This is a genomic window from Vallitalea sediminicola (assembly GCF_054408565.1).
The window spans coordinates 16,324-32,290 of sequence record NZ_BTPT01000063.1; the positions used below are offsets into that span (position 1 = coordinate 16,324).

At 24.5% G+C, this 15,967-nt stretch carries 10 protein-coding genes; 9 read left to right on the forward strand and 1 reads right to left on the reverse strand.

Going from position 1 to position 15,967, the window contains the following annotated elements; translation table 11 throughout:
• The first annotated feature begins 65 nt into the window (after positions 1–65).
• The 8 genes from ACX6CF_RS21170 to ACX6CF_RS21205 all read left to right on the forward strand — a co-directional run bounded on the left by ACX6CF_RS21170 (position 66) and on the right by ACX6CF_RS21205 (position 14,641).
• Positions 66–2,093: an AAA family ATPase gene (locus ACX6CF_RS21170; protein ID WP_458787361.1), complete on the forward strand. Its 2,028-nt coding sequence runs from the start codon at positions 66–68 to the stop codon at positions 2,091–2,093.
• Positions 2,090–3,445: a hypothetical protein gene (locus ACX6CF_RS21175; RefSeq protein ID WP_458787362.1), complete on the forward strand. Its 1,356-nt coding sequence runs from the start codon at positions 2,090–2,092 to the stop codon at positions 3,443–3,445. Before ACX6CF_RS21170 ends, ACX6CF_RS21175 begins: the two co-directional genes overlap by 4 nt.
• 207 nt (positions 3,446–3,652) lie before the next feature.
• Positions 3,653–4,927 carry a UvrD-helicase domain-containing protein gene (locus ACX6CF_RS21180; protein WP_458787363.1) on the forward strand — a complete coding sequence of 425 codons (1,275 nt, stop codon included), beginning with the start codon at positions 3,653–3,655 and terminating at the stop codon, positions 4,925–4,927.
• Positions 4,928–4,980: 53 nt separating this feature from the next.
• On the forward strand, positions 4,981–6,819 hold the full coding sequence (locus ACX6CF_RS21185; RefSeq protein WP_458787364.1) for a topoisomerase DNA-binding C4 zinc finger domain-containing protein: 1,839 nt from the start codon (positions 4,981–4,983) through the stop codon (positions 6,817–6,819).
• Between the two features lie 135 nt (positions 6,820–6,954).
• On the forward strand, positions 6,955–7,716 hold the full coding sequence (locus ACX6CF_RS21190) for a hypothetical protein (protein WP_458787365.1): 762 nt from the start codon (positions 6,955–6,957) through the stop codon (positions 7,714–7,716).
• A gap of 95 nt (positions 7,717–7,811) precedes the next feature.
• The gene (locus tag ACX6CF_RS21195) at positions 7,812–11,015 is read left to right on the forward strand and encodes a leucine-rich repeat protein (RefSeq protein WP_458787366.1); all 3,204 of its coding nucleotides are present in this window, start codon (positions 7,812–7,814) and stop codon (positions 11,013–11,015) included.
• 127 nt (positions 11,016–11,142) lie between these two features.
• Positions 11,143–13,527, forward strand: a complete 2,385-nt coding sequence (locus tag ACX6CF_RS21200) for a P-loop NTPase fold protein (protein ID WP_458787367.1) — start codon at positions 11,143–11,145, stop codon at positions 13,525–13,527.
• Positions 13,528–13,570: 43 nt separating this feature from the next.
• The gene (locus ACX6CF_RS21205) at positions 13,571–14,641 is read left to right on the forward strand and encodes a hypothetical protein (protein ID WP_458787368.1); all 1,071 of its coding nucleotides are present in this window, start codon (positions 13,571–13,573) and stop codon (positions 14,639–14,641) included.
• Positions 14,642–14,802: 161 nt separating this feature from the next.
• On the opposite strand, the gene ACX6CF_RS21210 is transcribed toward ACX6CF_RS21205, so the two are convergent.
• Entirely contained in the window at positions 14,803–15,267 is a 465-nt protein-coding gene (locus ACX6CF_RS21210) for a helix-turn-helix domain-containing protein (RefSeq protein ID WP_458787370.1), read from the reverse strand.
• Between ACX6CF_RS21210 and ACX6CF_RS21215 the strand changes: the two genes are divergently transcribed.
• Positions 15,250–15,630: a sigma-70 family RNA polymerase sigma factor gene (locus ACX6CF_RS21215; protein ID WP_458787369.1), complete on the forward strand. Its 381-nt coding sequence runs from the start codon at positions 15,250–15,252 to the stop codon at positions 15,628–15,630. The two genes, ACX6CF_RS21210 and ACX6CF_RS21215, sit on opposite strands and share 18 nt — an antisense overlap.
• Positions 15,631–15,967: the final 337 nt, after the last annotated feature.

Here is a 15,967-nt window from a genome sequence, read left to right on the forward strand (position 1 = left end):
TATATAAAATAGTATCTTTTGACAAATGATAGAAGTATAACTATTAAAGAGAAAGGTGATTAATAATGGAATTATTGTATATATGGGTTGAAAATTATAAAGATAAATTTAAAAAACAAGGTTTTAATTTTAGTAGTACTGTTAAATTTAAATATGAAAATGGGAAATTACATAAAAAGGAATTTAATCATATGGAAAAATATTTTAACTTGGATAATGAAGAATGTAAAATATCAAGTGTTACAGGGATTGTAGGAGAAAATGGAGCAGGAAAAAGTTTTTTATTAAGAATGATAGGTAAGCTAATGGATGGAGAATTATATGATGACTCACTCAAATCAGGGGTATTGATGATTATAAAATGTTCTAATAAAATTAAGGTATATAACAATGGAAAAGGTGAATTTAAAAATAATAAACTTGATTTAGAAAATGAAAACATAGTAGTAATGGATAAATCTGAATTAATACGTATGAAAGTAAAAAATAAAGTAATACACTATTCACCAAGCTTCAATACTGATTGCGAATTAATTATTGACAAGGAACTGTGTGGCAATCAAATCGTTAAATTTATTAATGATACTCATTCGGGTCCAGATGAATATTATGATGAATTATATAATTATGATATTGTTGATGATATTTCAACAGACAATCTTTTAAGAGAGAAATATCTTTATAAATTAACAGATAAACTAGGATTATATAAACAAGAGACATATCAAAGTTTGGATAATGATGACAAGTGTAAAATTGCAGATTTCGTTCTTAACAAAAAAATTGATTTTAATACTGACAAGTTTAAGAAGCCTACAAAAATGGTATTTAAAGTAATAAATTCATTAACAATATTTGATGATCAAAAATTTTATTTAGATTATATCAAAGTAAAGAAAGTTTTAAATGTTAATCAATTAGTATCATTAAGTTATATTTTAAGAGTATTTATGAAATTCTTTAAGGATAATGATAGAAATATACAAAATATAGAATATCTAATAAATACATTTAATCAAACAAAAAAGATTACAGATAAAATTACCTTATTATATGGATGTGAATTAAAAGATGAAGTAAATGACCAATTAAATGCAAAAAAAAATAATGTTACTGTCTTTCTTAATAAACATCAAAAAATTATACAAATATTAAATTTATTAAAAGATATAAAATTTGAACCAAACAATAAGATTATTCCGAAGGCATACATAAAAAATAAAAATATTATTACAAGAATTAAAAAGTTTTTAGATTTACCCTTATTCAAAGAATCTATTCAAATACAATGGATGAACGAAGATAATATGAGCTCAGGCGAATATAGTGCTTTAACTATGTATTCAAGGATAAGTTACTCATTAAAGGAACTAACAGAACAAGATAATATAATAATATTATTAGATGAACCAGACCTATATTATCATCCTAGTTGGAAAAGACATTTTATAAATGATTTTATTCAATTTATAAAAGCTATCACAAAAGCTGATTTTGATTATTTAAGTACAATACAAATTATAGTTACAACAAATGAACCGTATATTATTTCTGATTTATTAAAAGAAGATATCATATTTCTAATAAATAGGAATGGACAATGTGAAGTTTGTGATAATGATAATTTTAAGCAAACATTTGGAACTAATATACATACACTTTTAGGTAGTAGTTTTTTTATGAATAATAGTACTGTTGGAGAATTTGCAAAGAATAAAATTAATAATACTATAACAGAGTTAACTAATATACGAAAAAATCTAAGTAAATGTTTAGATAACCAATTACAAATAAAAGAAGATGAAGATTATTATAAAAGCTTAAAAGAGTTGGATATGTGGGAAAGATTATCACAAAATAGTACAAATGACTCAAAAACAATATTGGATGAAGTCGTTAGTAAAGTTGAAAAAGAATATAGTCCCTTTATAGATGGGATAGGTGAACCTATTATTAGAAGAGTTGTAAAAAATCTATTAGATGATATTTCTTATATGAGTATGAATTTTAAAATAAACAATATTAAGAGTATTAAAGATGAGATACACTATCACGATAAAATGTTAAGAATGTTGAAAGGTTTAAGCAAATGATAAAAATAAATATAGAAGTAGAAAAAAGAAAGCAAATAGAAGAAAAGCATTTACAATATGCAAATGAATTTATCAAGAAGAAACTTAAACAAAAGGTAGCAGAATTAGAAAATAAAAACAAATCACACCAATACATATTTTATAAAAAATTATATAATAACTTTGAAGATATCATTATTGGTAAACCAGAAATCCTAATAAAGTTAGTAGAATTTAATGATAAAAAATCAAAAAAAACCCTATATCAATTATATGATGAAGCGTTAAAAGACGTAGGTGAAAAGACTTTAAATAAAGAAATTAAATATATATTTAATTATGAATCGTTCTATAAAGAGAAGAAATTAAAGGGCAAATATTCTATCGAACATATTTTTAATAAAATTACTAATACCGTTGTTAATGTAAAGAATTTTCCTGAAAAACAAAATAAGTTGATACAAGTAATTAAAAATATTAAGTGTTATAAAAATGAAAATAAAAATAAATTAAGTAAGGATAAGTTGGATAAAATAAATGAACTTGAACATGAAATTATTAATATCAATTGCAACCAAAGTATAACAAAAATAAGAGAGGATGCATTAAATAATATTAAAAATTTGTTTGAAATAGAACAATGGGGGGCTTATTCATTACTAAAAGAATTAGATATTAAAGTATGCCCTTATTGTAATAGACAATATATTTCAATTGATGAAAGTAAAAAAAATGATATTTACAAAGGAAAAACAAGACCAGAGTTAGACCATTTTTTATGTCAAGATAAATTTCCTTTTTTATCTATGTCTTTATATAATTTGATACCTTCTTGCCATGTATGTAATTCTAATTTGAAAAGTAATTTGAAATTAGTTAAAACAAAAGCAGAAGATCATATAGAAGCATTAAATCCATATCAAGATGGTTTTAATAAGAATTATATATTTTCAATAAATTGTAACATTGACAGTCAAAATAATTATGATTTTTTATTTAGTAACTCATCAAATTTTGATATAGGTTTTAGTAAACGTATTTATCAATACGGAGACGATGTAGAGCCAATTTATAAGCAGAATGAGCTAATAAGAAAAGCAGAATATAACAAAAAAATATTTCATTTAGAATCATTATACAATAAAAATCATAAGGATATTGTTATGGAGCTAATACAGATAGCAAAAATATATAATGAAGAATATTTAGATGAAATTATAATAAATCATCCAGAAATATTTAATGGTAAAAAAGATATTATGAGACTAGTATTATCTAATTATGTAGATCAGGAAGATACGAATAAACGTGTTTTAGGAAAATTGGTATATGATATTGCTAACTTATTGGGAATATTAAAGTATTTAGAGTGAAAAATTATAAATTTGTATTCACTACACATTATAATAGATAATGTTGAAATATATACTAATTTATTGAAAATAATAAATAATAGGTATATAATATAAAACAAAATATTATGCTGATAAATTAATAGATGCATACAAACATTATAATGTTATTATATTTTGTAATTTAGCAATAATAATCAGTAATTATCACAGGGAGAGTATAACATAGTGATTGGAGATATTTTATTAATACCAATAAAACACAAATTTAGAAAGCAAATTGCATTAACCAATGAATTTAATAATGACTATGATAAATTAATAGAAACAAGAATTTATATAGAAAACGATAGTATATTATCTTTAAAGAATAAATATAAATCAACATATACATTTTATAGTAATAAAGATATTCACGACTGTTCAATTCTATTTAAATACATAGCTAAATATATTTCAGATAATAAACTTAGCTCAATACAATTAGATTTTGAACAATATAAAGAATCCTTCATTAGTTGTTATAATGAATTAGATAATATATATGAGATACTATTTAATCAATTAAAGGAATATGAAAATAAGGCTCATGAATTTCTACAGATTATTTCTCAACTGAATTATAAAACATGTACAGTTGAAACTAGAGATAGATTGAAAAAGCAGTTTGACATGTTATATCAATTCGTAATAAGTGGAAATCCTGATAGGTTGGATATCTTTAATGAATTTCATGAAATATATATTAATCTAGATAATAAATTTAAGGAATGGAAAGAGTTTCTTTCAAACTATAATGACATTGAAGTATATATGAAAAAAGTATATGAAGCTAAGCAGGATTATATTATACATGACTTCATTAATATAAAAGAAGAATTTAATAAAGAATTCTATTTTATGGAACATCATAAATTAAGTTCATATTTTATTCGTAAACAATCAACAATTAACTCATTCAAGAATGTATACACTAATCTTGAAAAATATGTTAAAGAATGGAACAAAGAATATGTAAAGAAACAGTTAGTAGAAAATGAAGATTTATTTAATAATATAGATGGAAAATCACTAGACTCTCAGCAAAGACAAGCTATAGTAGTAGATGAAAAGAGTAATCTTGTAGTTGCAGGAGCAGGATCAGGTAAAACATTAACTATATCTGGAAAAGTTAAATACCTCGTTGATCGTAAAGGAATCGAACCTAATAACATACTTTTGATATCCTATACCCATAAGGCAGCAGATGAAATGAAGGAACGTATAGTTAAAAAATTAAATGTTGATGTACAATCCCTAACATTTCATGCATTGGGAGTAAAAATAATTAGAGAGGTTGAAAAGAAACCACCTATTGTATTTGACAAATACGTAGATGGAAACCCTTTTAACAAGTTTTTTAAAGAAGAGGTATTAAAAAATAGAGAATATGTTAATAAAATTATTGAATTTTATGGTTTGTATATAAATGTACCTAAAGAAGTTAATGAATTTGAAACATAGGCGATTACTATGAATATTGTAAATCAGTAGATTTTACAACTTTAAAAGGTAAAATGAGTAAGGATACTTATGTAGAAAATAAAGTAAAAGAACTTAGAGAAGATAAAATAACAATCCAAGGAGAGCAGGTAAAGAGTTTTGAAGAATTAATGATAGCTAATTTTTTATATTTAAATGGTATTAATTACGAGTATGAAAAATTATATGAATATGATACAGCAGATCAATACCATAGACAGTATAAACCAGATTTTTATCTAACAGATTATGATATATACCTAGAACACTTTGGTATTAATAAATATGGTAAAGCTCCTTGGTTAAATAGTATTGAAGAACAAAGGTATCTTGAGGGTATGATTTGGAAGCGAAGATTACATATTGAAAAAGGAACTAAATTAATTGAGACATATTCACATTACAATCAAAAAGGAATATTGCTAGAGAAGCTTAAAGAAATTCTTGTAAATGAAGGGGTTAGATTAATACCAATAGACTATTATAAGGTATTCAGTAGTCTTTATGACCAAAAAGAAGATAGGTATTTTAAAGAACTCATAAATCTATTTAATACATTTGTTCAACTATTTAAATCTAATGGATACACGTTAGAAAAATTTAATGAATTTAGGAACGATGCAATAAATTGTAGAAATCGATTTTTAAGACAAAGAACAATACTCTTTATGGATATTGCAGAACGTCTATTCACTTATTATGAAAATTACTTAATATCCATTCAAAGAATAGACTTTGATGATATGATTAATAAAGCAACAAAATATGTACAAGCAGGAAGATGGATACCTAATTACAAATATATAATCATTGATGAATATCAGGATATATCAGTCAGTAGGTATAAGTTAATAAAAACCATTAGAGATAAAGTATCAGCTAAGGTATTATGTGTTGGTGATGATTGGCAGTCTATATACAGATTTGCAGGTAGTGATATAAATCTTTTTAAAGAATTTGATAAATTCTTTGGATATTATGAAATGATGAAAATTGAAAAGACCTATAGAAACTCACAAGAACTAATTAACATAGCAGGTAACTTTATAATGAATAATCCTTCACAATTTACAAAAGACCTAAAATCAGATCAACATAATCCAAATCCATTAAAGATATATGGATACGAAACTAAACCATCAATAGCAGCTCTTAAAGCAATTCAAGATATTGTTAGTAGATGCGGTAATAATACGGAGATTATGCTTATAGGACGTAATAATTTTGATATAGATGATTTAAAAGATACAGATGAATTTACAGTTGAAAAGACCAGAGGAGGAAAATTAAAACAAGTTTCATGCAATATGTACCCAAATGTTAAATTAACATTTATCACAGCTCATCGCTCTAAGGGACTTGAAGCAAAAAACGTTATAATTATTAATGCTAAGAATAGAATTACTGGATTTCCAAATCAAATGACTGATGATTATGTATTGTCTTATGTATTAACAGATGCTGAAAAGTACTTATATGCAGAAGAAAGAAGATTATTCTATGTTGCTATAACTAGAACAAAAGACACTACATATATTATTACTCCGGAACGAAATCCATCAGTTTTCATTAAGGAGCTAATGACTAAGCAAAGAATAGCTATGCAATATAATAATATAAATAATAATATAGAAAATAATCCGACATGTCCTAAGTGTGATAGTGGTAAATTAGTAATTAGAGAGGGCGATAATAAATTTGTAGGTTGTACAAATTATCCTATGTGCCAATATACTAATAAGCATATAGAAATTATTAAAAATCCAGTTAGATGTAATGTATGTCATGACTTCTTAGTTAGAAGAAATGGTCCATACGGTCCATTTTATGGATGTTCTAGATTCCCGAAGTGTGATAATACAATGAAATACTAAATTAAATTAGATATTAATTTAATATAATAGTAGCAAATAATATTAATTATGACTTTTGTAAGATTTAAAATTAGAGATAATTTTGATAAGTATGTTTAATCATATTATAATTTGCGATAGAAAGGAATGATATAAATGGATGAATTTTTAAATAAGAAAAATCTAATATTATCTACCATAGCCCGTATGTTTGCTGTAGAAGGAGAAACTAAAATTGTAGCATTATTATCCACATGCGATTCAAAATTGAGTTTATATGATACGGATAGTTATAATTATGAAAGTTTTTATTATTATTGTTTGGATATTATGATTGATTTAAAGCTTTATTCTCAACTTAAAAATGAATTAAATTCAATTATTAATAAAATTAACGGCAAAATTAATTCTTTAGTTTTAGTAGAAAATTGTTCAATTAGTAATATAAGAATAAGTCCTAAGCTAGTTGATGACGATAAGTGGCAAGAAAAAGCAAGGGATTGGATAAATGGTAAGGGTATAACAAATCAAGGTAGAGTAAGAAGTGATAATATAGCATCAAGACAGTGCGATGGATTATTATTTAGGTCTCAAACAGAAATAAGGTTTTATAAAGCCCTAAAGAGTAGTGGTATCTCATTTGCTCCATTGCCTGTTTTTTTGCGTGGTGGAAAAGAGTATAAAAGAATTGAACCTGATTTTTTCTTGTTTAAAGATGGAGTAGCTCTTATTGTTGAGGTAGATGGGGATACTATTCACACTGAGACTCCTACTGAAGCTCATTATAGAACCGTCATGTTAACCCACGAAGGAGTTCATATAGAGAGGATTAAAGCTAGTGAACTAGCAAATGATACAATGGCTAATGAGGCTGTTAAGAGATTTATTAATTTAATGGATAAACATAAAAAGCAGTAACGATGGTAATAATTTAACAGTATATTTTCAAGGTAAGTCGCTCTACTTATAGTTAATTATGAATCTAAATAATTTTATTGTTGGAGGAACATAATATGGGAGTATTAGAGTATATAGGATTAACATTACTATTACCTAGTTTATCAAGTATTTTGATTTCAAATAAGTTATTGGATATTAAAGATAAAAGAAAACTTAATGAAATTAGAAAAAAAATTATAAATTTTAATGAGAGCTTTGTAGATACAGAATTAGATTGTGGTTCTTTTAAAAAATATTTTGATAGTACAAATGCTGTTGATAAAATTAGTGAATATATTTTCGCAAGTGGAGAACTGATTAGTGAGCCTGAGTTTATATATCAAATAGCGGATGAGTCTCATCAATTTATTAATAAACATAAAAAAGACAATGGTCAATCGTTGATAAGAAAGAAAATAGTTTTTAATTATTTTGATTGTCTAATAAAGATGCTCAAAAGAATAAGAGATTCTTTATTAGACATAAACGAAAAAGCATTAGCCTCAAAAATTAATAATGATTTAGGTGAAATGAATAAAAATATAAAAGATGATTTAGATGAAATTAAAGAATATATGAGGGATAAGTCAAAAGACTTAAATACAGAAGAATCATATCTTAAAGATGTAAAATTAATAAATCAAAGTCATAAGTATTATAACACCTTTCCAAAGCCAATAAATAGATTTAAATTTAATTCTGAAAGTGTAAGCTTTTTTGGTAGAGAAAAAGAAAAAGAATGTCTAATTAATTTTTGTTTGAAAGAGAATAAATTTTGTTGGTGGATGATTTGTGGAGCAGGTGGACAAGGTAAAACAAGATTGACTTGGGAATTTGAAAAATTAATTGAAAATCAGCAAATTAAACAAATGTCTAAATGGGATATTTACAGATATCTACCTAATGATAATTATATATTTAATAATGATACTTTAATCATCCTAGATTACGCAAAGACAAATGTAGTTGATATTGCAAATTGGATAGAATATATTGCTTATATAGATGTTGGATATAACATTCGCTTATTACTAATTGAGCGTGATGATCAATGGATCGATGAAATATTAATAGATCATATGAAGTCATATGATTTATTGTATGAAACCTGTTTTTCAGAAGAGTTTTTAATGCTAAAGAGTTTGAATGAAGCAGAATTAATTAATATAATGATTGATTATGCAAAACATCAAAATAAGGGTATGACCAATGACGAAGCAAATAAGTTACTAAAAATATTAATAAAAGTTGATAAAAATCTAATGAGACCTTTATATGCTCTCTTTATTAGTGACGCATATATACATGGAGAAAAACCTTCAAAATGGAGTAAAAAAGATGCATTGGATTTTGTTTACAATAAAGAAATACATAGATTAAAAAAAAGCATTATTGATTTATCTAATAATAAAACAAATACAATATTAACTAGAAATTGTTTAAAATTAATATTAATAGCAACGATAATGAGAGGAATTCATGTTTCCGAATTACAAGTCCTTTATCCTAAAATATATAATATTATTGATGAACAAGCAAAATTACTAAAATGTAGTTTTAGTGATCTATTGACACAATTAGATATTATGAATGAAGAGACTATTATACCATTGGAACCAGATATTATTGGTGAATATTTTATTGTTAAGGAGTTAGCAAATAATAAAAAAGATAAAGATATTGAAAGTATGTTGTCACTTACATGGAAACATTATAACAATACATATGAAGTTATAAGAAGATTATTTGAAGATTTTGAAGATTTGCTAATAGAATACAATCTGAATCGTTATTTTCAATTTATAGTAATACCTGATACTGAGACAGAAATAGAACCTGAAGCTTTTTGGGGCTGTGCATATGTATGTAAATTAAAAATACCTAAAAGTGTAAATAAAATTGGTAGAGATGCATTTTTTGCATGTGAGAAACTTGAGGAAATAATAGTAGATGAAAATAACCCATTTTACTCTTCAAAAGAAGGTGTGCTTTTTGATAAGTCAATGAAACAATTATTATTTTATCCAACAAGTAAAAAGAACAATATATATATGATACCAGATACAGTAAAATTAATTAAATCAAAAGCATTTTATAATTGTAAAAATTTACAACAAATAGAAATGAAAGAGGGAGTAAGGCATATTGAATCTTTAGCATTTGCTGAATGCTGTAATATTTCAAAAATTAAATTACCAGATTCATTATTAAGTATAGGATGTGCAGCATTTAATGGTTGTGAAAAAATTAAACAAATGAAAATTTCATTACAAACAAAAGAAATTTCGAATGATTCCTTTCAAAGGTGTCTAGCACTTGAACATATAGAAGTAGATAAAAAAAATGATTATTACAGTACAGATAATGGTGTTTTATATAATAAAAAGATGGGAAGTTTAATTATTTATCCATTAGGTAAAAAAGATATTGAGTACACTATCCCATGTGGAGTGAAATATTTACAAGAAATGAGTTTTTCAAATAACAAATTTATAAAAAAAATAAATTTGCCAAACAGTATTATAGGTATTGGTAAAGGCGCTTTCTTTAATTGTGTAAAACTACAAATAGTATTATTACCAGATAGTATTAGAGAATTAAATCATATGATATTTGCAAATTGTCAGTCCTTATGGTATATAAAGCTGCCAAACCATATTATTAGCATACCATGGAAGACTTTTATTAACTGTTACAGTTTAAAAGAAATTGTTATTCCTAATAGTGTCAAGGTAATTTGTTCTGGAGCTTTTGCTAACTGTAAAAATTTAAATACTATATATCTATCTAACTGTTTGAATAATATTGAAACTTATGCGTTTGAGGCATGTGAAAGTCTTGAAAGCATAGAAATACCAAATGGCGTTTTAAATATAAAAGAATCTACATTTATTAATTGTATTAAATTGAAAAATATTAAATTAACAAATAGTAAGACTGAAATTGAAAAAAATGCATGTACCAATTGTTACCCTGTAATACATATTAGAGATGATAGAATATTAAATGATTCAAAATCATCAAGTTTTTTTTATACATGTGTGAAAGACTTATATATTGTAACATTTGTTTTGCTAGATAATAATAAAATGGTAGGTAAACGAAATATTATTGCAGGAGAAAAAATAAATAAGCCATTAATAAAAGAAGATACATTTACTATTGAATTTTATAAGGATAAGGATTGTTTAGAATTATGGGACTTTAATAATGATATGATGCCAACAAAAAATATTACGTTATATATAAAAAAGAATTTAAAAAAATTTAATAAGTAGAAATCAATCAAATACGTATTGAATTGTATGAGATAGACATCATAGTCATAAGTTGAACTTTTTGATAATAGTTAGAATGTCTTATTAGCTAATAAGGAAATATTTTAGAATGTAGGTGAAATTATGAATGAAGTACTTTTTGTTTGATACTATAGATGATAAAGATAAGTTTGATATACATACAAGTATAGCTAAGGTTATGGCAAGAACAATAAAAAAAATAGAAATGAGTAATTGTTCATTTAATATAGGACTTTTTGGTATATGGGGTTCAGGTAAAAGTTTTATAGTTAATAAAATAAAAGAATTATTAGATGACTCTAAAGACGTAATAGTTTTAGACATAGATATGTGGAAATTTAATGGTACATCATTAAGAAGGTCTATTTTATTTGAGATAGAGAAGCAACTTATCCAAAAAGAAATTATAGATAAGGAATATACGAATGAAAAAGATTTGAATTTAAAAGATATGCTAAATAAAGAAACTGCGATGAAAAAAGAATTTAAAATAAATAGTAAAACTATGACTACAGAATTAAAAAAAATTAGTATGCAGCTTATAATTGTATTTGTTATAATTCTTGTGGCTTTTTTTATAAAAGAAATATTTTTTACAATACCAAATAATATTGAATGTATTAACAAATTAAAGAAATGGAAACATTTTACATTGATTGATATAGTTTTAAACTCAGCAACATACCTGATTTCATCAATAGGGGTAGCTGGATTAATATTTAAGATTCTTTCAGGTAGTATGCAAAAATTTTTAAAAACGGTTATTCTTCGTTCTTATGAAGTAGAACAAAAATTATTACCAACTTTTTCTCCTGAGCAATTTGAAGAAATATTTTGTGATATAGTTAGAAAGGTGAAAGAAAAAGGATTTAAAAAACTGGTAATTGTATTTGATAATATAGATAGGTGTGATCCAAAATCAGCTTATGAGGTAATGAGTACAATAAAAACATATATGGATGTAAAAGATTGCCTATATATTATTCCATGTGATGATGAAGCTATTAAGTATTATTTGTCTCAAAAGATAGGAAATAGTGAAAAAGGAGATAAGTTAAGCATATCAAGGACATATAGTGATGAGTTTATTGATAAATTCTTTCAGGTAAATTTCCGAATACCAACATTAAAAGAGAGTGATAGAGATGAATATATTAGAGATATGATTAATAAACTTCCTTTTAATGAGCTTAGAAGTAATGAAATAAGCAAATTAACTCAAGTACTTTACTATGCTTATAGGGGACAAACGCCTAGACAAATAAAAAGATTTATTAATGACTATGCGATGTATTATTATATAGCATTGGAAATTGATGAAGAAAGAAAATTTATTTTAGATGATATAAGTACTTTTACTATTATGATTGCCATTAAGCAAAGGTGGAATTATTTTGAAAGATGTATTTTAAATGATCCTGATATTATTGAAGACTATTATCAAGGAAATAATAATATTATATCAAACGATGAATTAAGAATCTTTTTAGATAAAGTTAAAATATGGATGGATACTTCAAAATCGTTAACACCTTATATTTTTATGAAGAAATCTAATGATAATATAGATATTGGAGAACAATTAAGAAGTGGAAAGATTAATTCTGAATTAAATGATGAAACTATTATTTTTATTGAAAGATGGATTAATAAATGGAAACAAGATTCTTCTCTAACATATTTATATCAAAGTTATAAAGCTTTAATTAATCTTAAACAATTATATAAATATGAAAAATTGATTATATGTCTACATGAATTGCATTATAAAAAATATAAGAATAATGAAATGTGTATATATTTTATTAATAATTCAACTAAGGAGGATATAATAAAATTATACCAATTAGAGTGTGGAATTATAGATTTGAAGTTAACCAAAAAATTTGCTGGTTTAATAGTTAGCAAAATAAATTCTGGAATAGAATCGGATAAACTAGAAGTAATAATTGAAATAATATTTAAGATAGAGCAACCGAAGCAATCACTTTTCAGTTTAAATCAAATAAAGTCTATATTGCATAATAGTGAAGTTAATAACAAAATATTTCTTAGCACAATTGATCTTATTTTAAAATATGAAAGATACGATTATATATCTATGGACATATTTAATAGTATGATAGATAAAATAGGAAATGAGCATATTAATAAAAAGTTGAAAGAATTAATACCACATTTAACAGATGAAATTAAACTGCAATGTTTGAAAAACAGTATTATTAAATTTAATAATACTATACCTACTAGTAATGCAACTAACATAAAGCAATATTCAAATATTGTTTACTATCTGCTTCAGGAGACAAAAGATAATTACAATGATGAAATTATAGCACAACTAAAAATATTAATAAAATCCTTAATACCTAGTTATTCAGAGTATGATTCAATTATTATGTTATTTAAGAGGGCATCTAAAATCATAGAGGAGTACGATAGGGAAAAAACAGAAATTACTTTGGAACTCAAGGAGCTATTGGATAGTTAAGCATAAGAACGTTAGGTAATAAATCATAATTTTGAGGTGAAATATGAAAATTTGGAAGAGATTAGTTATTATTGAGTCTATATTGTTAATAGTAATTATTCCGTTTACTTTTATGTTATATTATAGGTATGATTATACAAAACAAGTTGTTTATAATTTAGTAAATTTAATTATTAGTAAATTTAATGAGATTGCTAAGTTGATAAATAAAATCTGTGCAGAATTAAAAAGTATATATCCTAGTTTTATGGATGTATTTACTAATAGAGAATTAGCAATCGCTTTTTTAATTTTAGTATTGGGTGTATACTTAATAAGTATGAAAAGAACTAGACAAAATTTGATAGATATAATTAAGATGTTTTTTTCAAAGCAATTTGTTAGACTAAATTTAGTATTAGTTGTATATATGGTTGCAATGCTTATTATATTAATAAAAATTAATTTTTGGGAACTTGCTTTAATAAAAATAACTATCATTTGGTTTTTTAGCACAGGTATTGTATCTACATACAAGGCAATAAATAGGGCTAAAGATTTTAATTATTTCAAAGGTATAATTAAAGATAATCTAAAGATAGCCATAGTAGTGCAATTTGTAACAAATTTATATAGTTTTTCGTTTGGTGAAGAAGTTTTTTTTCTATTGGTTATTATATTTTTATCAATGATTGTGGGATTTATTGAAACGAATACTAGATTTAACAAAAATAATTATAAAAAAATGCAAAATATTATTTATTCAATTATTGCTGCTATCTCAATTTATTGGCTGTATAATTCAATCAGACTATTAATTAATGATTTACCTAATAGAGATAAATCTTTACTAATAAAGGAATTCATTTTCCCCACCATTAGTTCTATTTCATTTATTATTGTAATGTATTTTATAGTTATATATTCAATGTATAAAATAATGTTTGTTAGGTTAGGGTTTAAGAAAACTATTAATGATAATATACGTAAATATCTTAAGTATAAGATTATTTTCTGTTGTAATATTAATATAGTTAAAATACAAAATTTTACTTTGGAAAGTGATATATTTACAACATATATCAATACAAAACAAGATGTTAAGCAAGTCATAAAAAGTTATAAGTTACTCTAAATAAAAATATACATATCAAGATAGTTAGTTATAATAGTTAGAATAATAATGACTATAGAAAGGGTGCAAAATAATAACAAAATTTATTCAATTAATTGTGATGATTATAGTGTGTTAGGATAAAAATATAAATTATAGCATAAGTAATTTTTTAAAGCTTACTAACGAGTAGGCTCAATTTCTAATAAAGATACAAGTTTACTATAATTAAACCTATTAATAATAGAAATACTGATCTCCCATTTTTTTATCGTACCAGAATGAACATTCAATAACTCACCTAATTCCCTACGAGTTAAATTCAATCCCTTTCTAATTGATAATATTTTCTCAGATGGATTATTTTTAATAAACCTCAAATAACTATCACATAAATAATCTTCATTTACCTGTAATACTTCAGCAATATTTCTTATATTATATAAAGAAGGAAAGTATCGGTCATTTTCAAAACCTATTAAATATTTCCTACCAATGTTAGCTTCCTTAGCAAGAGTTGCTTGTGATAACCCCTTTTTTAATCTGCTTTTTCTAATTCTATTCCCTATTGTAATCTCTGGTAACTCATTAACTGATAACTCACTATATCCTATTTCTAATGTAGTCTTTTGGTTAGCATAGATAATGAATTACTAATGATGCTTAGAAATGAAAAGAAACATGCAAAAGAAATATCACTTCAAGAACCTATAGGAATTGATAAAGAAGGTAATGAAATCAGTTTAATAGATGTTATTGAAACAAAAGCAGATTCTATTATAGACCAAGTTGATTTGAAAATGAAAATACGTCTATTATATAATAAAATGAAGTATGTACTAGGACAGAGAGAGAAAACAGTAATAGAGTTAAGATATGGGTTGAATAATGGAGCAGAAAAGACTCAAAGAGAGATAGCAAATATGCTAGGGATTTCTAGGTCATATGTTTCGAGGATTGAAAAGAAGGCACTTAGTAAGTTATATAAGGAGTTTAATGGAAGTAGATAAATGATACACAAGAATAACAATAAAATGTTGAATAGACTCATTTATTAAGGCTACGGTGATGAACTGTAGCCTTAGTTTTGATTAAAGAATATACAACTCCATCAACTTTTTTATTCTTGGTAAAAGAAAAATAACCATCTACCATATGTAAGATACTTATTAAAATAAATCCAATTACAACTGAATCAGCTAATAGAAATTTATTAAGCAGGATTTGTTTATTTAGTATAAGCATTAATTTAATAATAATCAATTTAGGAGTGATTTAGCATGGATAACATTGGAATGAAGTAATGAAGTTAGCGGAACAATATGAATTTTAATACACTAAATAATT

Bases quoted from the DNA above. Each gene is read 5' to 3' on its own strand.
- ACX6CF_RS21190 (WP_458787365.1), top strand. From the start codon at position 6,955: ATGGATGAATTTTTAAATAAGAAAAATCTAATATTATCTACCATAGCC.
- ACX6CF_RS21205 (WP_458787368.1), top strand. From the start codon at position 13,571: ATGAAAATTTGGAAGAGATTAGTTATTATTGAGTCTATATTGTTAATA.
- ACX6CF_RS21185 (WP_458787364.1), top strand. From the start codon at position 4,981: ATGAGTAAGGATACTTATGTAGAAAATAAAGTAAAAGAACTTAGAGAA.
- ACX6CF_RS21200 (WP_458787367.1), top strand. From the start codon at position 11,143: ATGAAGTACTTTTTGTTTGATACTATAGATGATAAAGATAAGTTTGAT.
- ACX6CF_RS21175 (WP_458787362.1), top strand. From the start codon at position 2,090: ATGATAAAAATAAATATAGAAGTAGAAAAAAGAAAGCAAATAGAAGAA.
- ACX6CF_RS21195 (WP_458787366.1), top strand. From the start codon at position 7,812: ATGGGAGTATTAGAGTATATAGGATTAACATTACTATTACCTAGTTTA.
- ACX6CF_RS21170 (WP_458787361.1), top strand. From the start codon at position 66: ATGGAATTATTGTATATATGGGTTGAAAATTATAAAGATAAATTTAAA.